This window comes from Embleya sp. NPDC025285, assembly GCF_055558835.1.
The window spans coordinates 33842-60694 of record NZ_JBVHLU010000006.1; the positions used below are offsets into that span (position 1 = coordinate 33842).

Sequence of the window (26853 nt, forward strand, 5' to 3'; positions counted from 1 at the left end):
GCTACGCGCGGCTACGACCACGCGAGCGGTAGATGAACATCAGGGCCACACCGATGCCGATGACGATCGCACTTCCACCGAGCAGTACCGCGGCACTGCCGGGCATCCCGCTGTGCGCGAGGTGCGATCCACCGGATCCGCCGATCCCACCGCCGTCACCACCGCCACCGTTACCGCCGTGGCCGCTGCCCGGGCCGCCGGCGTGGCCACCACCGGCGCCGCCGTGCGGCTTGGTGTGCGCACCGGAGGGTACGGCCGACTTGCTGGCGGAGGGCGAGGCCGAGGAGGAGCCGGACGGACTGGCCGACGGCGAGGCGGACGGCGACACCGACGGGGAAGCCGACGGACTGGCCGAAGGAGACGCGGACGGAGACGCCGACGGGGAAGCCGACGGACTGGCCGAAGGAGACGCGGACGGCGACGCCGACGGGGAAGCCGACGGACTGGCCGAAGGAGACGCGGACGGGGAGGCCGAAGGCGAAGCCGAGGGGCTCGCGCTCGGGCTGGCCGAAGGACTCGCCGACGGGGAGGCGGACGGGCTCGCCGAAGGCGAAGCGGACGGGGACGTCGACGGAGACGCCGACGGCGAGGCCGACGGCGAGGCCGACGGGCTGGTCGACGGCGACACGGACGGCGACGCCGACGTGGGTCCGCCGCAGTCCGGCAGGTCACCGTCGAACGGGTACCGGTGGAACTCGGAACCCGACGTCGACTCGTGGATCAACGAACCGGCCGTGAAGAACCGCCCGTTCATCCCCGGCACCGACACGGTCGTGGTGCTCGCCGGGTTGCCCACCAGCACGCTGCCCTGGAACTGGGCAGAGCCCTTGATGGTCACCGACGTGGCCTCGGGGAAGTTCCACAGCAGCCGCTCGCGCAGCCCGGCGGGGATGCTCGTGCTGCCGATGAAGGAGCTGATCACCCGGGTCGTTCCGGTCAGGTTGACCAGGACCGTGGCGGTCGCGGGGATTCCGACGAACGAGATGCCCTGGTCTCCGTTGGTCATGGGATTGGGATTGACCATGTCGAAGTCGACGTTGAACACCTGGAGATCGGACGTACCGTCACCGGTGAACAGCGTCTCGAAGCCCACGTTCGTGGCAGTGCCCGTGGCGGCGCGAAGCCTCCCGTCCGGGAACGCGTAGCAGCTCGAGGAGTCGGTCAACTGGGGCCGCAGCCCGGCGTACGGCGCCGCCGCGGACCCGTCCTTCACCGGGGCAGGCGTCACGGTGCCACCGGTGAAGTTGCCCGCGTAGCGCACCACGCCACTGACCGCTCCCTCCTCGGCGAGCAGGCTCTGGCCGGTCGCGACCGTGAGGTTGCCGCCGACGGTGAGGAAGTCCGTACCGTTGTCGGGGGGCACCCGGGTGCCGACGCCCACGACGCCCACGTTGTAGACGCTGGACCCGGGTGGGGATGTCTTGTTCAAGTCGAAGTTGCCGAGGGCGACCAGCTTGCCCTCGGCCTCCGCGGCGGATCCGCGCACGGACCAGTCACCGCCGACGAACATGTTGATGCCGTTGTCTCGACCCAGGATCGGACCGGAGTTGGGTTCGACATTCGAGGTGTCCGGACAGGTCCCTGGAATACAGGGGCCGAGGCCGCCGGGCAGCGGCTTGGCGAAGCCCATGACAGCGAACACGCAGACGAGGATCACACCGCCGAGGGTGACGACTCCGGACAGCGCGAGGCCCGTCGCGCGGATCCGGGCGTTCGGTTTCCTGTGCATTCATGAAAGATCGGACATAAGTCTACAAATCGTCACAAGGCGCGCAGGAGATTCCCCCGAATGCCTCTTCCGAGGCGGCGCGTCGCTCGTCGTCAACCGAGATGCGTACGGTCCGCCTACGCCGCAGGTATGGGATGTGATCCGCCGGTCCGAATCGGAAACCGGGTACGGAACACGATCGTTGGCGTGGCGAGACGAGGCGGGGAGGGCGCCGCGCGAGGGTCGGCATCGAGCCGCGCGCGGACGGGCCGCCGCGGGGGTCGTGCGTCGCACCCTCGCGTGGCCGGCAGGGTGTCCGTAGCCGTCCTCGCGGTACATCCGAAATCTTGGTGCATGGGAGTCTTCTGTGATCGTCGGACTGGTCACCGCTGTCGCGGCCTCCGCGTGTTACGGCGTCGGGTCGGTGCTGCAAGCGGTCGGGTCGCGGCGATCCGCGCGCGAGGAGGAGGCCAAGCGGGCCGAGCGGGGCGGCGGCACCGCCCAGGTGACCGGGTACGGCGGTCCGAGCCTGTCCTCGACCGCCAAGGCCGCGGTCACGTGGGAGTTCATCGTCGGGACCCTGCTCGACTTCGTCGGCTTCGCGCTGGGCGCGTTGGCCGCTCGGCTGCTCCCGCTGTTCCTGTCCCAGACCATCATCAGCGCGAACCTGGTGATCACCGCCGTACTCGGGATCAAGCTGCTGGGAATCAAGCTGTACCGGGCCGACTGGACCTCGATCGGGGTGGTCTGCGGGGCGCTGGTCCTGCTCGGCATCGCGGCCGGGCCCGAGGGCGACGGGCACAGTCCGCGCGCCACGCACTGGTGGGTGCTGATCGTCACGTTCGTGGTGATCGTCGGCGGCACGGTGCTGGTCCGCTTCCTCGGCGCCAACGGCGCGATCGTCGCGGGCCTGCTCTCCGGACTCGGCTTCGGCGGACTCGGTATCGGCGTACGGATCCTGGACGGCGTCGACCCGTTCGACCTGGGCAAGCTGGCCGCCGACCCGGCGCTGTACGCGGTACTGATCGGTGGCATCGGCGGGATGTACCTGCACACCATCGCGTTGCAGATCGGCTCGGTGAACGGCGCGACGGCGGCGCTCGTGGTCGGCGAGACGGTGGTGCCGGGCGCGGTGGGCGTGCTGTGGCTCGGCGACACCTCGCGGGACGGACTGGCCTGGATGGCCGTGCTGGGCTTCGTGCTCGCGGTCTCCGGCGCGGTGGCCGTCGCGTACTTCGGCAAGCACGAACCGCAGGAGCCTTCCGGCACGCCGGATCCGGATCCCGCCGAGACGCCCGAGGCCGCCGCGCGGGGTTGACCGGGGGCGGCCGGCCCTCAGAGCCGGCCGGCTCCCGCTCGGTCCCGGGCCGCGAGCTCCGCGCCGACCGCCCGCAGCGTGCTCAGCAGCGGCGACGGGCCGTACCCCCGACGGACCGCCGCCATCAGATGCCGACGCGGCGCGGGCGCGGCGATCGGCCGCAGCAGTACGCCGGACGGCAGGGCCGGCTGGGCCAGCCGGGGGATGATCGTCACCCCCAGACCGGCCGCCACCAGCGCCAGTTGAGCGCCGAAGTCGGTCGAGGTGTGCACCAGGCGGGGTTGGAACCCGGCTTGATGACAGGCCGTCAGGAGCAACCCGTGGCACGCGGTCCCGGGCGCGGTGATGATCCAGTCGGCGTCGGCGAGGTCGGCCGCCAGGGACACCTCGGCCCGCTCGGCCAGCGGGTGCCCGCTGGGCAGCGCGATCTCGAACGGCTCGTCCAACAACGGGTGCAGTTCGATCCGCGGATGGTCGGGCGCGGGCATGTCCGGGTGCGTCATCACGACCGCCACGTCCAGTTCCCGGGCGGGCAGCAGCGGGAGCGCCTCCTCGGTCTCGTACTGGACCACCTCGAAGCGCCAGCCCGGATGGCTCACCTTGAGCCGGGCCAGCGCCGGCCCGACCAGGCCGGAGATGCCGGACGGGAAGGCGGAGATCCGGGCCCGGCCGATCCGCCCGTCGCGCTGCGCCGCGAGGTCGGCTCGGGCCTGCTCCAGGCGGGTCGCGATCGCGTCGGCGTGGCCGAGCAGCACGTGCGCCGAGGCGGTCAGGCGTACGCCGCGACCGTGCTTCTCCAGCAGCACCGCGTCCGCCTCGCGGGCGAGCACGGCCAACTGCTGCGAGACGGCGGACGGGGTCAGGTGCAGCGACTGCGCGGCGGCGGCGACGGTGCCGTGTTCGTCGAGCGCGCGCAGAATGTTCAGTCGCTTGAGTTCCATAAAGGAAAACTACCGATTGAAGTCCGGAAAATGTAGATGGACCTGATGGATGGCCGGGCCACACACTTCTGATCATGACCCGTACCGATTCCCTGTGGGCCGCGCTCGTCAGCGTGATCTGGGGAGTGAACTTCGTCGCGATCGACGCGAGCCTCGACGACTTCCCGCCCTTTCTGCTGGCCGCGCTGCGGTTCACCCTCGTCGCGTTTCCGGCGGTGTTGTTCATCAAGCGGCCGAAGACGAGTTGGTGGCTGATCATCGGGGTCGGGCTCACGGTCAACGTGGGCCAATTCGCGTTCCTGTTCAGCGCGATGCACGCGGGGATGCCGGCCGGGTTGTCCTCGGTGGTGATCCAGTGCCAGGCGATGTTCACCGTGCTGTTCGCGGTGGTCATGCTGCGCGAGATCCCGGGCCGGACCCGGCTAATCTCGCTCGCGGTGGCCGCCCTCGGGATGGGCGTGATCGCGTTCGGGCGGGGCCAGGGCGCGTCGTTGTGGCCCTTCGTACTGGTGATCGGCGCGGGGGCGTCCTGGGGCTTCGGCAACATGCTCACCCGGAAGGCGGGCATCCCGGGCGGCACCGGCCTGGTGGTGTGGTCCGCGCTCGCCGCACCGCTTCCGCTGCTGGCTCTGTCGCTGACGGTGGAGGGCCCCGGCCGGGACCTGGACGCGCTCACCTCCGCCTCCTGGAGCGGCGTCGGCGGCCTGGCCTTCACCGTCGTACTGTCCTCCTGGCTCGGCTACGGCCTGTGGTTCGCCCTCCTGGGCCGCCGCTCCGCCTCCGCCGTGGCCCCCTACGGCCTCCTCGTCCCGATCGTCGGCATCGTCACCGCCTGGGCCATCCTCGGCGAACGCCCCGGCCGGCTCGAATCCCTCGGCGCCGCGATCGTCCTCATCGGCATCGGCCTGGCAACCTTCACCGGCACCCCCAAGCCGCCCCCGACCACCCCCACCGCGTCGTCCACCAACCTGCCACTCCCCCCACTCCCCCTCGAAGCCACCGGCGGCACCCGAACCTGACCCGACCTCGCGGGCGCCGATGGCCGGCCTCGAGCCACCCTGGATTTCGGAACATATTCAACGAATGGCGGCTGCGCTCCACCCCAACGAGGCCGCCGAGGTCCCGCGTGCGGACCCGCGACCGGCACTGGCCGGCACCCGGATTCCGGATCGGATATCATTGACGCAATAGATGATATCAACGGAGGTGCATCGATGGCTCGAACCGTGATCGACCTCGACGACGATCTGGTCGCCGCCGTGGCCCAGGCCTTGGGAACCGGCACGAAGCGGGAGACGGTCAACACCGCCCTCCGCGAAGTCCTGGACAATCGGCGGCGTGCACTCGCGCTCACTCGGTTGCGTGCGGCGGCCGACGCCGATGCCTTCGACCTCGATGTCCTCGAGGACAAGCGAAACTACCGTCGGTGAGCGCCGCGCAATTCCTGATCGACACCAGCGCGCTCGCGCGATTCATGCGGGGTGACGCCGAGCAATTCGGCTGGGACCAAGCCGCCGGGGCCGGCCTCATCGCGACCTGCCCCATCACCGAACTCGAATTCTTCTACAGCGCCCGTACGGCGGCGGACCGGGCCCGGGGCATCGAGGACATGCGGCTGCTGTTCGGCTGGGTTCCGGTGGACGACCGGGCGTACGACCGCGCCTGGCAGGTCCAGGGCGAACTCACCGATCGGGGGCATCATCGCAGCGCCGGAGCCGTGGATCTGGTCGTCGCGGCCACGGCGGAACTCCAGGGCCTGACACTCCTGCACCGCGATCGAGACTTCGACTGCATCGCGGCCGTTACCGGGCAGGCACTCCAGTGGTACGGCCCGGCGGCCGGCAAGTAGCGTCCGGGGGCGGGGACTCGCCGGCGCCCGTGTCGGCCCGGCGGGAATGGATCGACCCCGCCACCGGTCGTCCCGGTGCGGGGTCGTCACGCGCGCGAAGGGGCCTGGAAGGCGCCCCCGTGCGCTACTTGCGCTTGTTGATTTCCGCTTCGAGTTGCGGCATCACCTTGAACAGGTCGCCGACCACGCCGTAGTCGACCAGGTCGAAGATCGGCGCGTCCTCGTCCTTGTTGATCGCCACGATGGTCTTCGAGGTCTGCATGCCCGCGCGGTGCTGGATCGCGCCGGAGATGCCCACCGCGATGTAGAGCTGCGGCGAGACCTGGGTGCCGGTCTGGCCGACCTGGTGGCTGTGCGGGTACCAACCGGCGTCCACCGCCGCGCGCGAGGCACCCACGGCCGCGCCGAGCGCGTCCGCGACCGACTCGATCACGTGGAAGTTCTCCGCGCCGTTGACGCCGCGGCCACCCGAGACGACGATGTCGGCCTCGGTCAGCTCCGGGCGGTCGGACTTCTCGCGCGGGGCGCGCGAGACGACCTTGGTGCCGGTGGCGGCGGCGCTGAAGTCCACCGTCACGGCCTCCACGGCGGGGGTGGCCGGGGCCTCCTCCGGGGTGGCGGCGTTGGGCTTGACGGTGATGATCGGGGTGCCCTTGGTGACGTGCGCCTTGACCTGGTAGGTCGCGGCGAACACCGACTGCTCGGTGACCGGGCCGTCGGCGCCGGCCTCGACGTCGACGGCGTCGGTGATCAGGCCCGACTCCAGACGCACCGCGACGCGCGCCGCGATCTCGCGGCCGTCGGCGGAGGAGGCGACCAGGATCGCGCCCGGCTCGCCGCTCTCGGCGATCCGGGTGAGCGCGTCGACGGCCGGGGCGACGAGGAAGTCGTCGACCTCGGGAGCGTCCACGACGTAGACCTTCTGCGCGCCGTACTTGCCCAGTGTCTCGGTGGCGCCCTCGGCGCCCTTGCCCAGGAAGACCGCGGCGGGCTCACCAAGGCGGCGGGCCAGCGTGAGCAGTTCCAGGGTCGGCTTGCGGACCGCGCCGTCGGCGTGGTCGACGAGAACGAGAATCTCGGCCATGTGGGGTTCTCTCCTTGTCCGGTACAGCCCGGATTTCTCCGGCCGGGTTGCGATGCTTGGTCGCTCCGGGAGCGACCGCCACAAACGTGTCGAAACAGTCCGGTGCTGCTGACCGACTCAGATGAACTTCTTGGCGGCGAGGAACGCGGCGAGCTGCACGCCGCCCTCGCCCTCGTCCTCGACGACCTCGCCCTTGGCGCGCGGCGGGCGCTTGGTCGCGGTGTCCACGATCGACCACGCGGCGGACAGGCCGACCTGGTCCGACTCGATGCCCAGGTCGTCCAGGTCGAGCGACTCCAGCGGCTTCTTCTTGGCCGCCATAATGCCCTTGAAGGACGGGTAACGGGCTTCGCCGGTGCGGTCGGTGACCGACGCGACGGCGGGCAGCGCGGCCTCGATGCGCTCGGTGGCGACGTCGCCCTCGCGACGGCCCTTGACGGTGCCGCCCTCGACCGCGATCTCGTCCAGGTAGGTGACCTGCGGGACGCCCAGGCGCTCGGCCAGCATGGCCGGCACGACGCCCATCGAGGCGTCGGTGGAGGCCATGCCGCACAGGACCAGGTCGAAGCCGGCGTGCTCGATCGCCTTCGCCAGGATCAGCGAGGTGCCCAGCGCGTCGGTGCCCGCGATGTCGTCGTCGTTGACGTGGATGGCCTTGTCGCCGCCCATCGCCAGCGCCTTGCGCAGCGCGTCCTTGGCATCGTCCGGACCGACCGTCAGGTACGTGATCTCGGCCTCGACGCCGGACTCCACGATCTTGAGAGCCTGCTCGATCGCGTACTCGTCCAGCTCCGACAGCAGGGAGTCGACCGACTCGCGATCGGTGGTGCCATCGTCGTTGAAGCCCCGGTCCCCGGTCGCGTCGGGTACGTACTTCACGCAGACAACGATTTTCACAACAGTTCTCCTGTGGTCGTCCGGTCACCCAGGTGCCGGTCCGAGGGTGTCATGCCCGTCGACCGGGTCGGCGACAGGCCCACGGTTCCGGCCCCAAGATCCATCGATCTTCGCGCCACGATGCCACGCCCGCGCGGGGGCACACGCGTGACACAGGGCACATTCAGTTCTGACGGTCCGTCAACTTCTGCTTCGAGAGTACGCGGTTCCGGTAAAGCCGCTGACCACCGACCCGAACTCGACCTCCCGCGGACCCCCCGACAGCTATGTTACCGGAGAGTAATAGGAGCCTAGTACCGGCTCCTCACGCTTGTCACCGGTACGCGGTCCGAACGAGAGCAAGGTCACCGGGGCACCCAGTTCGGCAGCGACGAATTCCGGCCACGCCGCGGGCGCCGGCCCCGGCTCCACGACCGGCCGCGCGGCGAACATGTGCCCGGTCAAACTCTCGGCATGCGCGAGGTCGCCGTCCGGACCCACTCGGGGCTCGACACCCCGGTACGACCGGACCACGCCCACCGGCGCCCGCCCGGGGACGTCCGCGTGGGTGAGCGCCAGCCCGTGCACGCCCCCGCACACCGCGACCGCGTACCGATGCGCGACCGCGTCGAAGTGGCCGACCCGGAACGCGCCCTGCCAGCGCCCGGTCCCGTTGTGCGCGTCCGGCAACGCGGCGGTCAGCGCCGCGTCCTCGGTGGGCAGCGGCCCCGCGCCGTGCCGGGTGGTGTAGGTGCGCAGCACGCCGAGCCGATACAGCGGCTCGCCCGCCTCGGTGGCCAGCGTCTCGGCGTTCGCGAACGTCGTGGTCGACCACGTCGTGTACGGGTGGAACCCGTGCCACTCGTCGAGCAGGACGCCCTGCGCGCCCTCGAAGACCACCGGACCGCCGCGCAGCAGCTCGCGCGCGTACGCGCGATCCACCACCCGCACCGCCCGCCCGAAGCCCAGGAACGCCTCCGCGCAGGCCGCCACGTCCGGCCCCAGCGGTGTCCCGAATTCGGCGCTCAGCGCGTCCCGTACGGCGCTCAGCCGGCGGTGCAACAGCCGCGGCGAGCCGCAGTCCCCCACCCGCGGCGCCGCCTCGGGGTGGGCCAGCGCGAACGCCGCGGTCTCCCCCACGCCCATCCCGCACGACCCGTGCCGATCGGCCCCGCGGGCCAGCTCCCGGGCCCGGTTGGCCGCCGCGTGGTACGGCGTGGTCAGCAGCGCCTCCCGGTCCGCGGTGAGCAGCGCGAACGGGTCGGGCACGCCGAGCCCGCGCAGGTGCTCGGCCTCGGCCGCCAGCGCGAGCGGGTCCACCAGCATGAACCGGGACAGGTGGGTGCGCGTGCCCGGGGTGAAGGTGCCCGAGCCGAACTGGGCGAACGTGTGGTGCCGCCCGTCGTCGGTGACCACGTTGTGCGCGGCCTGCGCGCCGCCGTTGAAGCGCACCACGGCGTGGACCGGCCGTCCCTCCTCGCGCGCTCGCGCGCACAGCCGGTCCACCGTGGTGCCCTTGCCCGCGTCGCCGAACCCCAGGTCGACGACCGCGACATGACGTGGGGTCACAGACGCGGGGTGCCCGTGCCGTCGCCGTCCAGGCCCGGCAGCGAGCCGGAGACGGCCACGCCGCCGCCGGCGCGGGCGTAGGACGCCAGCGCCTTGGAGACGTTCGCGACCTGGGCCGTGGCGCCCACCTCGCGCAGGTGGTCCAGGCCCTCGTCCAGGTCGATCGCGTCCTCGGCGAGTCCGATGGTCAGCGCGATCGTCTCGCACACGCCGTCCGGATCGTCGAGTTCGATCACGTTCTGCCGCAGCAGGCCCTTCCACTCGCCCAGCACCTCGGCGTCGCCCACGTAGGACGATCCGGCCGGGAGGATGTAGTAGACCTCGTACATCCGCTGGAGTTCGGCCAGGATGCGCTCGATCGGGATGTCCTCGGCGAGGTCGTCGCCGATGAACTCCTTGACCTCGGAACGGCGCACCTTGCGGTAGGGCATCTCGTCGCCGATCACGAACAGGTAGCCGCGCTTGCCGCGCTTTTCGTGACAGTCGATCGAGGTGTGCCGGGCCATGAAGTACAGCGCCAGCTCGTAGGATTCGCGCTTTTGTCCACCGCCGCCACCCTCCAGGAGGATGTTGCCGAGCTGGTCGTCCATCCGGTTGTCCGACTCGAACTGGCCGATCTGCAACGGGACTCGGTCACACGTCGCGTCCCCTATCGCGCCGAACATGATCTGCGGGTCCTGCACGTAGCCCTTGCGCAGCAACAGGCCGAACAGTTCGGGCAGCTTGGTCTGCAGGGTCTGCGGAACCCGAAGCATCGAGCCGGTCACGTCGAAGAGCACCGAGATGGCCAGCGACGTGGGGTGCTCGTCGCTGTCCCGGCTCTCCCGCGTGCTCGCCAGGGTCGGGTCCAGGTCCGCGTGCGCCTTCCAGGCGCTGCGCGGCGTGCTGTGCTTGGTGACGTGGTTGTAGTGGAACGCGCTGCGGCCGGCGGCCGCGTTGTAGCTCTGTGCCGCGTCGTAGACGTTGGTGGACCAGTTGCCACTGCCCATGGTGCTCACTCCCCGATCGGGACGAATGGATCACTGCGCCGGGACGGCCGTCGGGCCGCGCCGGCTCTATACGGAATCGACGGACCCGCCGGCGACCGACCCGCCCCCGGTCGATGTGCCCGCGGCCGGCTTGCTCGCGGCCGGCTTGCCGTCGGCCGGTTCGCCGCCGGCGCGCTCGGTCCGGTCGGCGCCGCCCGCGGCTCGCGGCTCGCGCCGCGTGGGCATCGCGAACGGCCGGAAGCGACGCGGGCCGTAGAGCTTGCCGAGCAGTTCGTCCAGCTCGCCGAGCAGCTTCCACGCGTCGTGCGGGCGGCGCGCGGGAGCCGGCAACGAGCAGCCCCGGGCGAAGCGCAGCAGCGGCTTGGGCGCGTCCGGGGCGAGCAGGCCGGTGACGCACTTGGTCGCCATGTACACGTCGGCGGCGGTCTCCGGCGGCTGCTTTCCGGGGATCTCCGGCGGGTACAGGTCCGCGTGCCGGTCGATCATCGCGGGCACGTGCTCGACCGCCTTGGCGCGCAGGATCGCCTCCGGTCGGGCGGCGTCGCCCGGGCCGTCGAGCAGCACCGAGTAGCACCAGTCGACCAGGACCAGGCCGTGCTCGCGTGGGTGGATCAGCACGTGGTCGGGGGTGATCGCGCCGTGCACGACGCCGGCGCGGTGCGCGTACCCGATCGCCACCAGCAGGCGGCGCCACATCCAGGCCACGTCGCGCGCGTCCAGCCCGTCCGGGTACGCCTCGCGCACCTCGGTCAACGAGCGGAAGCCGCGCACCCGTTCGATCACGTTGGCACGCCGTTCGACACCCGACTTGGCGTCCCGGTGCCGGAAGGTCTCGATCAGCCGGGGCACGTAGTTCGCGTACTCGGGGTCGCCCTCGCGGGCGATCCGCTCCAGTGCGGTGGCCTCGCGCTCCATCAGGTCGTTGTCGGCGACCGAGCGCGGCAGCTTGAGCAGCGCGCGCGCCTCGCCGTCGTCCTCGGCCCGGTAGCCGACCTTGTACAGCGTGGCGATGTCGCCGCTCGCGCGCTCCTCGCCGACCGAGTAGACCCGGCGCTTGGTGGTGATCACCACTTGGCGGCCGGTCACGCCGGTGATGTCCTGCTGATAGCGGTTCCACAACTCGCCCAGCTCGGTGAAGGCCGCGGCGGCCTCGGCCCGGCGGGCGGCCGGGGCGGTGTCCGGGTGGAGCAGGCGGGCCAACTGTCGGTAGGTGCGGTTGCCCGCACGCAGACAGGCCTCCGGCGTGCCGTCGTAGGGCCCGAAGACACCTTGCGGATCCGGCGCTCCGACCAGCAGGTCGAGCGCGGCTTCGAAGGTGGTGGGCGTGGTCGAGGTGGTGCCGGGCGTCCTGGTCATCGGGAGTCCTCCTCCGGGGACGGGCGCAGCAGCGCCGGGTGCAGCAGACGTGCGGGGCCCGCGCGGTACAGCCGGGCGCGGCGACCGCCGCGAGCCCCGCCGCGCGCGGTGGTGGCGCCGGTGTCGCGGACGAAGCCGGGCACCGACAGCACCTTGCGATGGAAGTTGCCGGCGTGCATGGGCTGTCCCCACACCGCCTGGTAGACCTCGCGCAGTTCGGTGACGGTGAACTCCTCACCCGCGAACGCGGTGGCCAGTGGCGAGTATTCGAGTTTGGCGCGGGCGCGCTCGAGGCCGTCGGCCAGGATGCGCGCGTGGTCGAAGGCCAGCGCGCCGGGATCGACGTCGGCCACCGGCACCCACAGGGCGTGCGCGGCGTCGCCGCCGGCGGTCGGGTCGGGCAGGTCCGGCGCGAACGCGAGGTGCGCGACCGAGACGATCCGCATCCTCGGATCGCGCCCGGGCGCACCGTAGGTGCCGAGTTGTTCCAGGTGCACCCGGTCGAGCCGGGCGCCGGCGGCGAGCCCGGTCTCCTCGGCCAGTTCGCGCTCGGCGGCCTCGCCGAGGTCCTCCTCGCGCCGCGTGCCGTCCGGGTCGACCACGGGCCGCACGAAGCCGCCGGGCAGCGCGAGCCGGCCCGCGAAGGGCATCTCGCCGCGCCGCACGAGCAGCACGTGCAGCGCCTTGGCCGGGCCTTCGGCCGCGCCGTCGGGGTCGCCCCCGGCCGCGCCGGTGATTTGACGAATCGTCAGCGCCACGATGTCGACGGTCACCGCGATCGGTTCCCAGGCTCTGGGGTCGTAGGACGCGAGCCAGTCGCGTTCGGTGATGGCGGTGTCGGCCATGTCGCACTTCCCTCCGATGTGCCCACTGCGCTGCACGTCCGACGCGGCCCCGGCGGTTCACGTTCCCGATACCGACGCGACGGTTGTTCTCCGAATGAGATGTTCTTAGATTGAGAACAACATACACGGCGACCCGGACACCGGCGAGGGGGTTATCCCTCGAAGAGTCGCCTCCCTCTGGTAGGCATGGGCGATCCATTCGCCGCCCGCGTGCGGGCCACCGGCGGCGGCCCGGAACACCCGAGCAGAAGCGGAGAAGGTGGCATGTCCGATATGACCGGTCCCGACATGAACGCCGTCGTCGGCGAGCAGGACCTACTGCTCGTCACGCTCGACGCGCTGCGGTACGACGTGGCCGTCGAACTCGCCGCGGCCGGCCGGCTGCCCAACCTCTCCCGGGTCCTGCCCGAGGGCGGCTGGCAGCGCCGATTCACCCCGGCCAGCCTGGCCTTCGCCGCGCATACCGCGTTCCTCGCGGGCTACCTGCCCACCCCCGCGGGTCCCGGCCCGCACCCGCGCCTGTTCGCCGCCCGGCTCGGCGACACCGAGTCCACGAACGCGCACACGTGGCAGTTCGACACCCCGGACCTGCCCAGCGCGCTGACCAAGGCGGGCTATCACACCGCGTGCATCGGCGGCGTCGGCTGCTTCGACAAGCAGGGCGCGCTCGACTCCGTGCTGCCGGGCATGTTCGCCGAGAGCCACTGGGACCCCGAACTCGGCGTCACCTCACCGATCTCGTTCGAGGCCCAGGTCGCCCGCGCCGAACTGGTGGTCGGCGGCCTGGACCCGGACCGCCGGCTGTTCCTGCTCGTCGACGTCGCGGCCATCCACCACCCGAACTGGTTCCACACCCCCGGTGCCACCGCCGCCGACGGCGACAACCGCGACACCCACGCCGCCGCGCTGGAGTACGTCGACCGACACATCGGGCGGTTGTTTCGCGCCATGAGCTGCCGCAGGCCCTGCTTCGCGATCGTCACCAGCGACCACGGAACCGCCTACGCCGAGGGCGGCGAAGCGGACACGGCCGACGCGCGCGACGTGGTCTGGACGGTCCCCTACGCGCAGTTCACGATGAGCCCCGGCGAGTGGTGAACACGCTCCGGCGAACCGGCCCGGGACCCGCTCGTGGATCAAGTTGGCGAACCGAACGCGGATCCGGTAAGTTTTCGCCGCGCAGGCCCCAATAGCTCAGTCGGTAGAGCGTCTCCATGGTAAGGAGAAGGTCTACGGTTCGATTCCGTATTGGGGCTCCAGGCAAGCGAGAGGCCCCCCGGTCCGCCGGGGGGCCTCTCGTGTTTCGCGCGTCCGGCTCGTCGCCCGACCGGGGTGTCACCGAGCCGCCGGCAGGCCCGTCCGGCGCGTCGCCCGACGGCGGTTCGGGCCGACCGTCTTTCCGCCCATCCCGTCGCGTCGCCCGCGCGCGCCTCGGGACGACTCGGGGGCGGTCTTTCGCCGACCTTTCACCGGCCCACACCCCCCGGAAACGGTCGGGGCGGTGCCGGCGGCGACACTCAGCCGAACCGGGCCGTCAACCGGGCGTCCAGGCCCGCGAGATGGTCCCGCCCGTACGGGCCGTTCTCCAGGCCCGCCAACAGCGCCGGCGGCAGGTCCTGGGCGTACTCCGCGGAGCAACTCGCCGCCGCGAGCGCGATCGTGGCCACCGTGTCCACGTCGCCGGTGTACGCCACGCACGCCTTCAGCAGCGCGGCCGTGCCGGTGTTCGCGGCCAGCGCGGTGATCGCCGCGCGGGTGCTGTCCATGCCGGGCGAACCGACCTTGCCGCGCCACGGCGTGGCCCACACCGCCGGGCCGGTGGAGGCCGGCAACGTCGCGGCCAGCCAGGTCGGCAGGTCCGCGACCGGGCCCAGGCCGTACCGGCAGTAGTGCACCGCGAGCGCCGCGGCGGTCGCCGAGGTCATCCCGCCGAGCGTGCGGTGGGTGATCCGGGCCTGCAGCGCCGCCGTGCGGCGTACCTCGGCAAGGTCGGGCAGCAGGCCCAGCACACCCGCGCGCATCGCCGCGCCGCTCTTGTCGCTCTCCGGCCGCAGCACCGCCAGGAGCTGCGCCCCGTCCGCGACTTCCTCCAGAACGCCTCGAAAGCCCCGCGCGTATCCGGCGCGCGCGTCGCGCTTGTACGCCCGCACGAACAGGTCCGCGAGCGCCGGGATTCCGTGATCGTCGCCGAGTATCCATTCCGCGACCGCGATACTCATCTGCGTGTCGTCGGTGTATCGGCCGGGCAGCACGTCACGATGACGAGGATGCTGCACATAACCGGCGAGTGTGTTGCCTCGCGCCACAAACGACCGATCCGCGTACTCGAACCCGGCCCCGTACGCGTCACCGACCGCGAGTTCCACCAACATCGAGACCACGACCCCCACTCGGGTGGTGCGTCGTTCGCCCGCGGCGGCTGCGCCCCACCTCGCCGACGCAAGCCGGTAGAGCGTACCGTGGCCCGGGGGTGGCAACCTGATGGTCCGTCAGTCGTCGCGTCGGGAGCCCTGCGTGCGCCGGAGTACGAGGGCGTACGCCACAATTCGGTACGGACCCGCGCGCACCACCTGTCCCTCTCCGGAGTGATGCTCCTCGCGCCGTGTCCAACTGCAAGACGTTTCCGCGCCGCGGCGGATACCGTCAACGATGATCACGCGATCGTCGGGGCGCACCGGACGTACCAACCGGCTCGTCCGAACGGGTGATAACGGGTGATATGGCTCGTTCACACGGCCGCCGGGGATTGCGGCCGGCTCGTCCGAGCGGCGACCGCACCGACATTGCGCGGTGGCGGATCGCCCCCGAGGAGGAAAGGTGGGGCGGTGGATCGACCATCGTGGGCGCCGGGCACAGCGTGGGTCCAGGCGTGCCGGGGGGCCGGCGCGTGCGCCCGGACCACCGTGGGGAGCGCAGGGTGAACGGCGGAACGGACGACGCGCGGGCCGACGGGGCCGAGGCGTCGCTGAGCCGGTTCGCCCGCGACTGGGCCCGCACCATCGAGGGCACCAGCTTCGTCCCGTTGAGCGGTGCCGAGATCGAGCAATACCTGCGCGGGCAGGCGCTGCGCATGGCGCAGGCGCTGCGCACCGAGCCGTTCGACCCGGCCGCCGCGCGCGACGTGGGCGCGTCCCTGGTCGGCGAACACTTCACCGGCAGCGGCACGCTGGAGCGCACGCTGGGCCTGGTCGGCCCGTGGTGGCCCATCCTGCGCCGCGACGCGGTCGCCCGCGGCCAGGACCCCGAGGCGTACCTGGAGCGGATCGCCGCGCTGATGGGCGCCCTCGCGGCGGGCTACGCGGAGGCGCTGCGCAGACGGACCCTGGACGAGCAGGAGGCCATCCACGCCGCCGTCCTGGTCGCTCGTGACAGTGCCGAGCACGCACTGCACACGAGTGAAGCGCGCTTTCGGGCGGTTTTCGATCAGGCCGCGCTCGGCATCGGGATCGGCGACGTCGACGGCAACGTGATCGACGTCAACCAGGCGATGACCACGATGTTCGCGGCCAGCGTCGAGGAGATGTGCAAGCGGCAGGTCCGCGACTTCATGCACGACGGCGACACCGACCACATGTGGAAGCTCTACGACGAGTTGATCAGCGGCGAACGCGACCACTTCGCCCTGGAGAAGCAGTTCGAGAAGGCCGACGGCGAGACGTTGTGGACGCATCTGTCGCTGTCCCTGGTCCGCGACTCCAAGGGCAACCCGGAGTACCAGGTCTGCATGCTGGAGGACGTCACCGACCGGCATCGCCTGCACACCAGGCTGCGCCACCAGGCGATGCACGACCAGCTCACCGGGCTGCCCAACCGCGCGTTGTTCGTCGAGCGGCTGACCGCGGCGTTCGAACACCCGGGCCCCGGGGACCGGGTCGGCCTGTGCTACCTGGACCTGGACGGGTTCAAGGTGGTCAACGACAGCCTCGGGCACGACGTGGGCGACCAGCTCCTGGTCGCGGTGGCCCGGCGGCTGAGCCGGTACGCGGGCCAGGCCGGGCATCTGATGGCCCGGATGGGCGGCGACGAGTTCGTCATCCTGGTCGAACACTCCACCGGGACCGGGCAGGTGGTGGCGCTGGCCGACGGCGTGTTCGCGGCGTTGCGCGAGCCGTTCCGGATCCGCGGCCACGACCTGACGGTCACCGCGAGCATCGGCATCGTCGAGCGGCCGGTGGCCGGCACCAGCCCGGCGGACACGCTGCGCGCTGCCGACATAACGCTGTACTGGGCCAAGTCCGACGGGCGGGGGCGCTGGACGGTTTTCGACACCGATCGCAACGACCGCGAGGTGGCCCGCTACACGCTGTCCGCGGAGATGCCCGCCGCGCTGCACCACGGCGAGTTCTACGTCGACTACCAACCGCTCGTCTCGCTCGCCGACGGCGGGGTGCTCGGCGTCGAGGCGCTGGTGCGCTGGCGCCATCCGCGCAACGGCCTGGTCGGTCCGGATCGATTCATCGGGCTGGCCGAGGAAACCGGGCTGATCGTGCCGCTGGGCATGCACGTGCTGGAGCAGGCTTGCCGCGAGGCGCGCCGCTGGCAGGACCTGGAGCCGGACGGCGCGCCGTTCATCAGCGTCAACCTGGCCGAACGCCAGTGCCGCGAACCGGGCCTGGTCCGTCAGGTGGAGCGGGTGCTGGCCGAGACCGGCCTGGATCCGGGTCGGCTGCAATTCGAGCTGACCGAGAGTCAGATCATGTCCACCGACGGTGGTCCGCTGGAGCGGCTGCGCGAACTGGCCGCGATGGGCATCCGGATCGCGATCGACGACTTCGGCACCGGCTACTCGAACCTGGCCTATCTGCGCCGACTGCCGGTGTGCGAGCTGAAGATCGCCGGCTCCTTCGTCGAGGGCCTGCGCCAACCCGGCGACTCCGATCCGGTGGACGGCCGGATCGTGGCCTCCCTGGTCGAACTGGCGCACGCGATCGGCCTCACGGTGACGGCCGAGGGCATCGAGACGGCGGTCCAGGCGGAGCGGCTGCGGGCGATCGGCTGCGACGCGGGGCAGGGCTGGTACTTCTCCCGGCCGGGGCCGCCCGATCGCATCGAGGGCATGCTGGCGGGGGTCAAGGAGCGGAGCTGAGGGTGCGGGGTCGGGGCGCGCGGGCCGGTGCGGGCCGGGCTGCGCGGGTCGGGGTGCGCGGTTCGGCCGAGGGCCGGGCGGCGCGGGTCGGCCACGCGGGCGGGCGCGCCCCGATACCCGTCGTACTTCCGAGCTACCCCGCGGGTGGGCCCCTGGGCGGGACGCCCGCGGGTGCGGAGGGCGCCTAGCGTCGCCTCCGGGGCGTGCTCGGAGCCCGCCCGGAGGGCGGAGGTGGGGCATGCCTAGGGTTGATCCTGTGCGAAAGGGGAGGATCGGGCGGATCGGGACGGCGGCGACCGCGGTGGCGCGCGTGCTGCGGCACGACCTGTGGAACCCGAAACCCGATCCGCTGCCGCGTGGCTGGCGGGACTGGCAACCGGCTTCCGCGGTGCTGTTGGTGGTCCTGGTGATCCCCGTCGGGGCGATCAACGTCAACCAGAGCGCGTGGCAGTACGGCCTGGGCAACGATGTCGGCCTGCTGCTCGGCGGGATCGGGCCGGCGGCGGTGGTGGCCGCGATGTTCCGGCCGGTGCCGGCCTGGTGGGTGGCGACCGCGGCGATGGTGCTGACCGCCCTGTTGGCGGATCCGGCCGGCCCGCAGCTCTATCCGTGGACCGGAGCCGGGATCGCGGTGCACGCGGGCGTGCTGTTCCTGGTGGCCCTGCGCTCGCGCCCGCGCATCGCGGCCGAGGCGCTGCTGATCAGTGTGCTGGCCGGACTGGGCTGCATGGCGGACCCCCTCCCCGGGTCCCGGTCCGACCTGATGCAGGCCGCGCTGATGATGACGGCCGCGGCGGTGATCGGCGCCGCGCTGCGCGGGCGTCGGGTGGCCCGGACCGAGTTGGTGGTCCAGGCGGAACTGACCGCCGAGGAGCGGGCTCGGCGCACCCTCCTGGAGGAACGCACCAGGATCGCCCGCGAGTTGCACGACGTGGTCGCGCACCACATGTCGGTGATCTCCATCCAGGCGCAGGTCGCCCCGCACCTGGTGGAGAACCCCTCCGACGCGCTCAAGGAGAACCTGGTCGGCATCCGCGCGAACGCGGTCGACGCGCTCACCGAACTGCGCCGGGTGCTGGGTGTGCTGCGCTCGGAGGACGAGTTGTCCGACGCCATGCGGCACGCCCCGCAGCCCACGTTGGACCGGCTGGACGAGTTGGTCGACAACGTGCGCGGCGCGGGTCTGCGGGTCGACACCCGGATCACCGGCGAGCGGCGGGCGCTGCCGCCGGGGGTGGAGCTGTCCGGGTTCCGGATCGTGCAGGAGGCGCTCAGCAATGTGCTGCGGCACGCGCCCGGCGCGGCGATCCGGGTGGAACTGGGCTACCAGGCGACCGGGTTGGCCATCCGGATCGCCAACACCGCGGCCGAGGCGTCGGAGCCGCCCGGGCAACCGGCCGCGTCGACCGGCGGGCACGGGTTGCTCGGGATGCGCGAGCGGGTCGCGATGCTGGGCGGGGAGTTCGCCGACGGGCCCATTCCCGGCGGCGGTTACGAGGTAGTGGCAAGGCTTCCGTTGGAGGACCGTTCGTGACCATCCGGGTGTTGATCGCCGACGACCAGATGATGGTCAGACAGGGCTTCACCGTGCTGCTGAACGCGGAGCCCGACATCGAGGTGGTCGGGCAGGCCGTGGACGGCCTCGACGCGGTCGGGCGGGTGGCCGAACTCTCCCCCGACGTGGTGCTGATGGACATCCGGATGCCTCGGCTGGGCGGCATCGAGGCCACCCGGCGGATCACCGGTGCCGGCGACGGCTCGGCCAAGGTCCTCGTGCTGACCACGTTCGACCTGGACGAGTACGTGTACGAGGCGCTGCGCGCGGGTGCCTCCGGCTTCCTGCTCAAGGACGCCTCCGCAGAGGAACTCGCGCACGCGGTACGGGTGGTGGCCGCCGGCGACGCGCTCCTGGCGCCGAACATCACCAAGCGCCTGATCACCGAGTTCTCCCGGCTCGGCGGCGCTCCCCGGACCCCGCTCAAGGAGCGCCTCGGCGACCTCACCGAGCGGGAGACCGAAGTCCTGTCCCTGATCGCCCAGGGCCTGTCCAACGCGGAGATCGCCGCCGCGTTGGTGGTGGCCGAACAAACCGTGAAGACCCACGTCGGCCGAATCCTGATCAAACTGGGCCTCCGCGACCGAACCCAGGCAGCGGTCTACGCCTACGAATCCGGCCTGATCCGCCCGACGGGCTATTGAGCGGCGAGCGCGCGGGGCGGTGCGGTGCGGTCGGTGCGTGGGACGCGCGGGGCGGGATCGGGTGGTTCGGGGCGGAGCCGGTGTCGCACTGGGCCTTCGGGGCTGCGGGGTGGGTGTCGCCGGTGGGCACGTGGGGCCGGTCGGGCCCGGCCGAGCGCGCGTGGCCGGGCGGCGCCGGCGGGCGCTCGGGGCTGTGCCGCCGACGAGGATGTACGGGCCGGTCGGTGCTTGGGGGACATCGCCGGCGGATGGCCGAGTCGGCTGTCGCTCTTCGGCGCACGCGGGGTCCGGCGCACGGGTGGGGCGCGGGTGTCGGTCGGGGTGGTTAGCGTGTGGGGCGGTGGGGTTGAGCCGACCCTGATTCGACTATCACGATGGAGGTTCGCCGTGTTTCGTCAGGGCGACATCCTGTTGCAGCCGATCCATGAGCAGACCGTGCCGAACGGGGTGAAGGCGCTGCCGACCAAACCCCGTGACGCGCGTGGGCGGTTGGTGCTCGCGCTCGGCGAGGCCACCGGGCACGCACACGCCGTCGTGGGCAGCGGCACGCTCTACCTGGCCCCGGAGCCGATGCTGATCGGGCACCTCCGCCTCGACGAGGCCACCCGCATCGTGCACGAGGAGCACGCCACGATCGACCTCCCGATGGGTTGGTATCGCGTGGTCCGCCAGCGCGAGTACATCCCGGGCGCGGTCCGGATGGTGGCGGACTAGCGTCGAATTCGACGCTTCGCCGAGCGCCGCGACGCGCGGCATCGCATCCGCGGGGCCCTGTCGAGGGTTGAAGCCGGGTGTAGGGCCCGCCCGGGGCTTTCGGCGGCCCGCACCGAACCTCCGCCGGTGCCGGCGCGGTGGGCGATGCGAGAGACCTGCCGGACGCGGCTCGGCGCCGAACTCCGAGCCGCGGAGCGGAGACACCGCGGCACGCCCGGCGTGGCGCGCAGGGCACGACGACCGGTCGCCACACCCACCGCGCGCCGAAACGCACCCGCCGAAGTGTTCCGGTGGATCACCGCCGAACGCCGGGAGCCGCTCCCCGACTGCCATCGAGCCGGCCGGGTGGAGGCGGGCACGGCGTTGCCGGTAGAACCGTAGGCTCCGCCTTCGGATGCTTCGGGCGGAGCCGGTGGGCGCGATCGTCCCAAGCCGACCAAGACGCAACCGCAAGTCACGGGAGACACGATGGCCACGCCGCCCCGCAAGTTGCCCGGGATCGCGCTGCCGCGCAAGGCGGTCGTCCCGCCCCCGCCGGCTCCACCCGCTCCGCCCGCCAACCCGGCCGCCGCGTCCTGGGCCGCGCACCGTGACCGCGTAGCACGGGCGGCCCGGGCGGCCGAAGGGGCGACGCCGGCCGCTCCCCCGGCTCCTGCGGCAGCCGACGCCCAGGCTCCCGCCCCAGCGGCGATCTCCGAAGCCGACCAGGCGGCACGGGCCGCCCTCCGCGCCAGGCGCGCCCCGCATCACGCCCCGACCCACACGGCCGACGAGCCCGGGCCGACCGGGCCCGAGACCCCGCGGCCCGCCGCCACCCGCCGACCGGGGCCGACCGCGACCGCCCACCACGCGACCGTCCCCCGCCACTTCGCCGTGCTCGACCTCGCGGATCGGCTCGCGTTGGCGGAGGCCGTCACCGACTGGGCGCACGTGGCCGCCGCCACCGGTCCCGCCGACCGACCCGCCGCCGAGGCGGCCATCAAGGCCGTGTACCGGGCTGCCGGCATGCCCGAGCCGGAGCGGGTGGTCTGGTACGACTCGCCCCTCGCGGCGGCGGTGGCCGCCGCCGTGGCGGCCGGCAGTTGCAAGCCCGCCGACCTCGCCGCCACCCGGCTGTCGGTGAAGGTGCCCGGCCGTCCGGGCCGCCCCGTGCAGGAACGGCTCTGGAGCGGCCCCTGGACGGCCGCCAAGGCCGAGGCCACCGCGGCGCTCGGCGCAACCGGCTGGGATCTCGCCTGGGCCGAGGGCGCCGATCGGCTGTGGGAGCCCACCCGGCAGCTCACCGAACGGATCCGTGAGGCCGTGCACTCCGGCGTCGGCGCGTGGGACCCGTCCGTGCGCACCCCCGCCTCGCGAGGCCGCTGGGACGTCGCGGACAAGGTCCGCGCGACCACGCACAGTGCCCTGGGCGGTCAGCACGACGCGGCCTGGCTCGCGGTCTTCGACGGACTCAAGGAGCGCTTCCCCGAGTTCGAGTTCCCGCTCCTGGCCGAACTCGGCGAGGTGGCCCGGCACATCGGCTGGTGGTGGCCGTACGAGCGGGTCGTGCTCGTCAGCGAGCGGCCCACCACGATGCACCGCGACGACCAGTCGCGGCTGCACAACGGCGACGGCCCCGCACTGAGCTACGCCGACGGCTTCGCGCTGCACGCGTGGCGCGGGATGCCCGTCCCGGCCGACTTCGTCGGCGGGCTCGGCCCCGGCGGCAGCCGGCTGACCGTACGCGCGATCCACAACGAGGACAACGCCGAGCTGCGCCGGGTGATGCTGGAGATCTACGGCTACGACCGCTACCTGCGCGAGGTCGGCGCGCAACCGCTGGACCGGGACGAGACCGGCGTGTTGTGGGAGATCGAACTCGACGACGACGAGCCGATCGTGATGGTCGAGGTGCTCAACTCCACCCCCGAACCGGACGGCACCACCCGCACCTATTGGCTGCGCGTACCGCCGGACACCGAGACCGCCCGCGAGGGCGTGGCCTGGACGTTCGGCCTGAGCCCGCAGGACTACCGCCCACTGCGCGAAACCTGACGCCCGGTCACCGGCCCCGCCATGCCGCGGCACGACCGCCTCGCGTCCCGAACACCGTCCCGGGCCGGCGCCCCCGCACGTCAGTGCGGGATCGTCTGCCTCGGCCGAGTGGTCGCCAACCCGTCGCGGAACTCGTCGATCCGGCGCGCGACGTCCCAGATCGTCACGCTGCCCTCCAACAGCGACAGGTACAACGAGCGTTCGGCCAGCCCGGCCAGGTCGACAGTGAAGTACACACTCATCAACGGATTGATGAACAGCTCGCTGTTGCCAGTGCGTTCGGTGAAATGCGCGTCGCCGAACCGCCCCTGCAACGCCGCGCCGACCGATCCGTGCACGATGCTCGATCGCCGCGGGGTGAGCCGATTCGCGTATGCCACCGCGTCCAGATACAGCGCCCCCTCACGCGATTCGCGCGGGATCGACAGCGCGCCGAGGTAGTGCCCCGAGCGGGTGAGCGCGGCCAGGTTCTCCAACACCTGGGCGTGGCAGATGCCGTGGTAGGAGTCGATGCCGAAGCCGAGCGAGACGACCAGCCGGGTCGGCACCCGTACGCCGGCCACCGCGGCGAGGCTGGTCATGTCCTCCTCCGGAGTGCCCAACGACGCCTCGTCGCCGCGCATCAGGATGTCGGTACCGCCGTCCACGAGCACGATCGCGTCCACGTCCAGGTCCTTGACCAACCGGCGGTAGGCGGCCCGCAACGGCTCGACCCCGGTCTTCCCGAACGCGTACACCGTCTCCGGAAGTCCGTTGCGCGCAAGCCACATCGCCAGTGCCCGCTCCGGGAAGTAGTCGTCGTTGCCCGGCGTGTCCGGCCGTACCGCCGCCAGTCCCGGCAACAGCCGGTCGCGGGAGGGGAGTCGATCCACCGTCACGAACGACAGGTTCGCGTAGTGCACCCGTTTGCCCTGCTCGGTCAGCGCCAGACCGAGCGGCAGGCCGGCGAACACGTCGAAGCCGCCGCCCGCACCGGCGATCAACACGGAGCGGGCGTCCCGGAGACGGCCGAAGATCGGGGGTTCGGTGAGGGTGAACACGCGCGGACCGTACCAAGGTGATCATGCCGCGCGTCAAGGCAATTGGCCGTGCTCAGGACGAACCCACCGCGGCCGCGCGGTACTCCTCGACCAGCAGGCGCTTGTACAGCTTCCCGGTCGCGTGCCGAGGCAGTTCGGCGCGGAAGTCCACCGACCGAGGACACTTGTGGTGGGCCAGCCGTGCGCGGCAGTAGGCGATCAGCTCGTCGGCCAACTCAGGTCCCACCAACGCGCTTTCGGCCGGTTGCACAACCGCCTTGACCTGCTCGCCCAGGTCCTCGTGCGGAATGCCGAACACCGCGACGTCGGCGATCGCGGGATGCAGTGCGAGCAGGTTCTCCACCTCCTGCGGGTACACGTTCACCCCACCACTGATGATCATGTGTGCTTGACGATCCGTCAGATACAGGTAGCCGTCCGCGTCCAGCCGGCCGATGTCGCCCAGCGTGGTCCAGCCCCGGCCGCCGGGATCGCGGCCGGCCTCGGTCTTGGCCGGGTCGCGGTGGTACGAGAACCGCGGCCCGTCGGCGAAATAGACGATGCCGTGCTCGCCTACCGGCAGTTCGCGGCCCTCCTCGTCGCAGATGTGCGGGGTGCCCAGGATCGCCCGCCCCACCGTGCCCGGGTGCGCGAGCCATTCCTCCGGGGTGCAGCCGACGTAGCCGTTGCCCTCGGTACCGGCGTAGTACTCGTACACCACCGGCCCCCACCAGGCCATCATGCGTTCCTTGACCTCGGGCGGACACGGCGCCGCCGCGTGCACCGCGTAGCGCAGCGACGACAGGTCGTACCGCTCGCGCACCTCGACCGGCAGTTTGAGCATCCGGACGAACATGGTCGGCACCCACTGGCTGTGCGTCACCCGGTACCGCTCGATCGCGGCGAGCGCGGCCTCGGGGTCGAAGCGCTCCAGGACCACCACGGTGTGCCCGCCCCGCAGAAACTGCATGCAATAGCGCAACGGGGCCGCGTGGTAGAGCGGCGCGGGACACAGGTAGACGTCGCCGCCCTCGCCCGAGGTGTTCATCCCGTACAGCGCGCCGATCAGGTGAAACAGCGTCAGGGCCGGTCCGGTGCCCGCCGGGTGGTCCTCGCGGGTGGGCAACACGCCCTTGGGGCGACCGGTGGTGCCGGAGGAGTACAACATGTCCGCGCCCTCGACCTCGGTCGCGATCGGCGTGCTCGGGTACGGTCGGACCGCGACTTCGTACGGCTCGAAACCCGGCGCCGCGCCGTCCAGCATCAGCAGCCGCTCCACCCGGGGCGCGCGCCCGAGGACGGCACTCGCGAGTTCGGCCTGCGCGGCCGAGGAGACGAACACCCGGGCCCCGCAGTTGTCCACCACGTACACCAGCTCGTCCGGGTGCAGCCGAACGCCGATCGGCGTGTAGATCAACCCGGAGCGCTGCGCGGCCCAGGTGAGCGCGAGGTAGAGCGGGTGGTTCTCCAGCGCGATGGCGATGTGGTCGCCGGGACGCAGCCCGGCGTCGTACAGCAGGTGTGCGAAGCGGTTGGATTCCGCGTCCAGTTCGGCGTAGGTGACGACACGGCCGGTGTCGGCCATGATCACGGCGGGGCGGTCGGGGTGCGCGGCGGCGATGACACCGGGATGCATGGGCGATCCTCGTCTCGGTGCGACGGTCCCGCTCCCGAGCGGGGCGCGGGCTCCTGAGCTTCCGTTCGGATGGCGCCGCAGAAGTCTCGCACCGTACCCAGCCGTATTGAAGACACCGCCCGCGTCCGCGCCGAGCGGGTCCGCGACGCACGTGCCCGGTCCGTGCGCGTCAAGCGGGTCCCCGGGCCCTCCCGGGGGCGGCTCCGAGCGCTCTCGAAGCCCGCTCAGTGCAGCGGTCGCCCACCCGCGAAGGCCGGTCCGCGTACCTCGCCGCCGGGCCGATCCCCCGCCGGCGGCGCCAGTTCGCGCCCCAGCCACTCGAACGCGGCCGGCAGACCCTTGGCCCAGGTGCCGAAGTTGTGCCCGCCGGACGGCTCGATCCGCACCTTCACGGTGTCCGTCGGCCGGAACCTGCGAGCGAAGTCGCGTGCTTCCCGGGCCGTTTTGCCCTCACCCTTGGCCGCGAACAGGTACATCCGCACCGGCGGCCTGCGCGCGTCCTCGATGGTGTACAGCGGGCTGTTGGCCCGGCGCAGCCCTTCGTCGCCGCGATACAGGTCGCCGGTGGTCATGTCGGTGATCGCCTTGAAGTAGCCGGAGAGGCTGGCCGCCGCCGCGTAGCGGTCGGGGTGGCGCAGGATCAGGTTCGCGGAGCAGAAACCGCCGGTGGAGTAGCCGAGCAGACCCCAGTGCGCCGGCGCGGGCGCGGTCCGGAAGTTGGCCGTGATGGCGTCCGGCACGTCCTGGCCGAGGTAGGTGTCCGCGCGGGAGCCGCCCGGGGCGTCCACGCATTCGCTGTCCCGGCCCGCGATCGGGTTCTGGGCCGCGATCACCACGATGGTCGGCGGCATCCGGCCCGATTCCATCAGGCCGGCGAGCATTTGGTGCACCTTCATCCGGCGCAGCCAGGTGTCGGGCGTGCCGGGGAAGCCGGAGGTGAGCTGGATCACCGGAAAGCGGGCGCGGGTGTTCTCCGGCGCGAAGTAGGCGGCGGGCAGGTAGACGAAGGTGTCCAGCCGGTAGCCGGTACGTGGGCCCTGGATGCTCGTGTTGACCAGCACGCCGTGCTTGGGGTCGGCGCCCTTGCGCCGGGGGTGCGGGGCCCTGGGCTGGTCGGTCAGCGGGGGCTTGGTGACCATGAACGGCAGGCCCTTGCCGCCGTCGTCGGAGAACGGGACGGCCGGCTTGGGGTCGAGGTGCTTGACCTTCACGGTGGCCACCGGCACGTCCGGCACGGACGGTCCGTCGGCGATGTGCATCAGGTCGGACAGGGTCGAGTAGAAGTACATCTGCGCGTTGACCGCGGCCAGGATGGTGAAGGTCACCATGAGCTGGGTGAACAGCAGGGTGCAGATGCGGCGGGTGCGCTGGAGGGTGGGGCGGTTCCAGAACCAGACGGTGGCGAACGCGGTGCCGGCGGTGACGACCGCCATGCCTATGACGAACCAGATGCTCGTGATGTCCACGTCCCAGAAGGGGCGTCCCGCCAACTCTTGATCCACGCTCCCACTGCCTTCTTCGCCGGGCCCGACCGATAGCTCCGATCCCGGCCCGCACCCCACACAGTCGCGCCGGGAGCGGAGCAGCCTGCCCGTCCATCCTGTGCCCGGCGGCGCGTGCGCGCGTCGAT

General features: G+C 71.9%; 22 protein-coding genes and 1 tRNA gene. 11 read left to right on the top strand and 12 right to left on the bottom strand.

Annotated elements, in window-relative coordinates:
- Nucleotide 1 precedes the first annotated feature (1 nt).
- Nucleotides 2–1729 carry a choice-of-anchor A family protein gene (locus tag ACZ4FV_RS05840; protein WP_465321952.1) on the bottom strand — a complete coding sequence of 576 codons (1728 nt, stop codon included), beginning with the start codon at nt 1727–1729 and terminating at the stop codon, nt 2–4.
- 346 nt (nt 1730–2075) lie between these two features.
- On the opposite strand from ACZ4FV_RS05840, the gene ACZ4FV_RS05845 reads away from it, so the two are divergent.
- Nucleotides 2076–3026 carry a hypothetical protein gene (locus ACZ4FV_RS05845; RefSeq protein WP_395868938.1) on the top strand — a complete coding sequence of 317 codons (951 nt, stop codon included), beginning with the start codon at nt 2076–2078 and terminating at the stop codon, nt 3024–3026.
- Between the two features lie 17 nt (nt 3027–3043).
- Here the strand turns inward: ACZ4FV_RS05845 and ACZ4FV_RS05850 are convergent, their stop codons facing one another.
- Nucleotides 3044–3967, bottom strand: coding sequence for a LysR family transcriptional regulator (locus ACZ4FV_RS05850; protein ID WP_395868940.1), 924 nt, complete (start codon nt 3965–3967; stop codon nt 3044–3046).
- A 74-nt stretch (nt 3968–4041) separates the two neighbouring features.
- Here ACZ4FV_RS05850 and ACZ4FV_RS05855 point away from each other — a divergent pair, with 74 nt between their 5' ends.
- From ACZ4FV_RS05855 to ACZ4FV_RS05865, 3 genes are all read left to right on the top strand, one after another.
- Nucleotides 4042–4986: an EamA family transporter gene (locus tag ACZ4FV_RS05855; protein WP_395868942.1), complete on the top strand. Its 945-nt coding sequence runs from the start codon at nt 4042–4044 to the stop codon at nt 4984–4986.
- Between the two features lie 195 nt (nt 4987–5181).
- Nucleotides 5182–5397: a type II toxin-antitoxin system VapB family antitoxin gene (locus ACZ4FV_RS05860; RefSeq protein WP_395868944.1), complete on the top strand. Its 216-nt coding sequence runs from the start codon at nt 5182–5184 to the stop codon at nt 5395–5397.
- On the top strand, nt 5394–5816 hold the full coding sequence (locus ACZ4FV_RS05865; protein ID WP_395868946.1) for a PIN domain nuclease: 423 nt from the start codon (nt 5394–5396) through the stop codon (nt 5814–5816). The genes ACZ4FV_RS05860 and ACZ4FV_RS05865 overlap by 4 nt, the downstream gene beginning before the upstream one ends.
- A 124-nt stretch (nt 5817–5940) precedes the next feature.
- Here the strand turns inward: ACZ4FV_RS05865 and ACZ4FV_RS05870 are convergent, their stop codons facing one another.
- From ACZ4FV_RS05870 to ACZ4FV_RS05895, 6 genes are all read right to left on the bottom strand, one after another.
- Entirely contained in the window at nt 5941–6900 is a 960-nt protein-coding gene (locus tag ACZ4FV_RS05870; RefSeq protein ID WP_395868947.1) for an electron transfer flavoprotein subunit alpha/FixB family protein, read from the bottom strand.
- Between the two features lie 117 nt (nt 6901–7017).
- Nucleotides 7018–7779, bottom strand: coding sequence for an electron transfer flavoprotein subunit beta/FixA family protein (locus ACZ4FV_RS05875; RefSeq protein WP_395868949.1), 762 nt, complete (start codon nt 7777–7779; stop codon nt 7018–7020).
- A gap of 282 nt (nt 7780–8061) precedes the next feature.
- Complete coding sequence (locus ACZ4FV_RS05880; RefSeq protein WP_402239903.1) at nt 8062–9345, bottom strand: adenylosuccinate synthetase; 1284 nt, start codon at nt 9343–9345, stop codon at nt 8062–8064.
- Nucleotides 9342–10334: a hypothetical protein gene (locus ACZ4FV_RS05885; RefSeq protein ID WP_395868953.1), complete on the bottom strand. Its 993-nt coding sequence runs from the start codon at nt 10332–10334 to the stop codon at nt 9342–9344. The genes ACZ4FV_RS05880 and ACZ4FV_RS05885 overlap by 4 nt, the downstream gene beginning before the upstream one ends.
- Before the next feature lie 66 nt (nt 10335–10400).
- Nucleotides 10401–11690: a lipopolysaccharide kinase InaA family protein gene (locus ACZ4FV_RS05890; RefSeq protein ID WP_395868955.1), complete on the bottom strand. Its 1290-nt coding sequence runs from the start codon at nt 11688–11690 to the stop codon at nt 10401–10403.
- On the bottom strand, nt 11687–12535 hold the full coding sequence (locus ACZ4FV_RS05895; protein ID WP_465321953.1) for an NUDIX hydrolase: 849 nt from the start codon (nt 12533–12535) through the stop codon (nt 11687–11689). Before ACZ4FV_RS05895 ends, ACZ4FV_RS05890 begins: the two co-directional genes overlap by 4 nt.
- A 288-nt stretch (nt 12536–12823) precedes the next feature.
- Here ACZ4FV_RS05895 and ACZ4FV_RS05900 point away from each other — a divergent pair, with 288 nt between their 5' ends.
- Both ACZ4FV_RS05900 and ACZ4FV_RS05905 read left to right on the top strand, forming a co-directional pair.
- A complete protein-coding gene (locus tag ACZ4FV_RS05900; protein ID WP_395869252.1) occupies nt 12824–13633 on the top strand; it encodes an STM4013/SEN3800 family hydrolase in 810 nt (269 codons plus the stop codon).
- A gap of 85 nt (nt 13634–13718) precedes the next feature.
- A tRNA-Thr gene (locus tag ACZ4FV_RS05905) sits at nt 13719–13794 on the top strand.
- A 258-nt stretch (nt 13795–14052) separates the two neighbouring features.
- On the opposite strand, the gene ACZ4FV_RS05910 is transcribed toward ACZ4FV_RS05905, so the two are convergent.
- The gene (locus tag ACZ4FV_RS05910) at nt 14053–14907 is read right to left on the bottom strand and encodes an ADP-ribosylglycohydrolase family protein (RefSeq protein ID WP_465322017.1); all 855 of its coding nucleotides are present in this window, start codon (nt 14905–14907) and stop codon (nt 14053–14055) included.
- Between the two features lie 545 nt (nt 14908–15452).
- Between ACZ4FV_RS05910 and ACZ4FV_RS05915 the strand changes: the two genes are divergently transcribed.
- From ACZ4FV_RS05915 to ACZ4FV_RS05935, 5 genes are all read left to right on the top strand, one after another.
- Nucleotides 15453–17621 carry a putative bifunctional diguanylate cyclase/phosphodiesterase gene (locus tag ACZ4FV_RS05915; protein ID WP_395868959.1) on the top strand — a complete coding sequence of 723 codons (2169 nt, stop codon included), beginning with the start codon at nt 15453–15455 and terminating at the stop codon, nt 17619–17621.
- A 238-nt stretch (nt 17622–17859) separates the two neighbouring features.
- On the top strand, nt 17860–19155 hold the full coding sequence (locus ACZ4FV_RS05920; RefSeq protein ID WP_395868961.1) for a sensor histidine kinase: 1296 nt from the start codon (nt 17860–17862) through the stop codon (nt 19153–19155).
- Nucleotides 19152–19820, top strand: a complete 669-nt coding sequence (locus tag ACZ4FV_RS05925) for a response regulator (RefSeq protein WP_395868963.1) — start codon at nt 19152–19154, stop codon at nt 19818–19820. Before ACZ4FV_RS05920 ends, ACZ4FV_RS05925 begins: the two co-directional genes overlap by 4 nt.
- Before the next feature lie 387 nt (nt 19821–20207).
- Nucleotides 20208–20534, top strand: a complete 327-nt coding sequence (locus ACZ4FV_RS05930) for a hypothetical protein (RefSeq protein WP_395868965.1) — start codon at nt 20208–20210, stop codon at nt 20532–20534.
- Nucleotides 20535–21539: 1005 nt separating this feature from the next.
- Nucleotides 21540–22568: a DUF6745 domain-containing protein gene (locus ACZ4FV_RS05935; protein ID WP_465322019.1), complete on the top strand. Its 1029-nt coding sequence runs from the start codon at nt 21540–21542 to the stop codon at nt 22566–22568.
- Nucleotides 22569–22648: 80 nt separating this feature from the next.
- Here the strand turns inward: ACZ4FV_RS05935 and ACZ4FV_RS05940 are convergent, their stop codons facing one another.
- The 3 genes from ACZ4FV_RS05940 to ACZ4FV_RS05950 all read right to left on the bottom strand — a co-directional run bounded on the left by ACZ4FV_RS05940 (nt 22649) and on the right by ACZ4FV_RS05950 (nt 26725).
- Nucleotides 22649–23608 carry a DUF1152 domain-containing protein gene (locus ACZ4FV_RS05940; protein ID WP_402239910.1) on the bottom strand — a complete coding sequence of 320 codons (960 nt, stop codon included), beginning with the start codon at nt 23606–23608 and terminating at the stop codon, nt 22649–22651.
- Nucleotides 23609–23660: 52 nt separating this feature from the next.
- A complete protein-coding gene (locus ACZ4FV_RS05945; RefSeq protein ID WP_402239913.1) occupies nt 23661–25223 on the bottom strand; it encodes an AMP-binding protein in 1563 nt (520 codons plus the stop codon).
- A gap of 224 nt (nt 25224–25447) precedes the next feature.
- A complete protein-coding gene (locus ACZ4FV_RS05950; protein ID WP_395868973.1) occupies nt 25448–26725 on the bottom strand; it encodes an alpha/beta hydrolase in 1278 nt (425 codons plus the stop codon).
- Nucleotides 26726–26853: the final 128 nt, after the last annotated feature.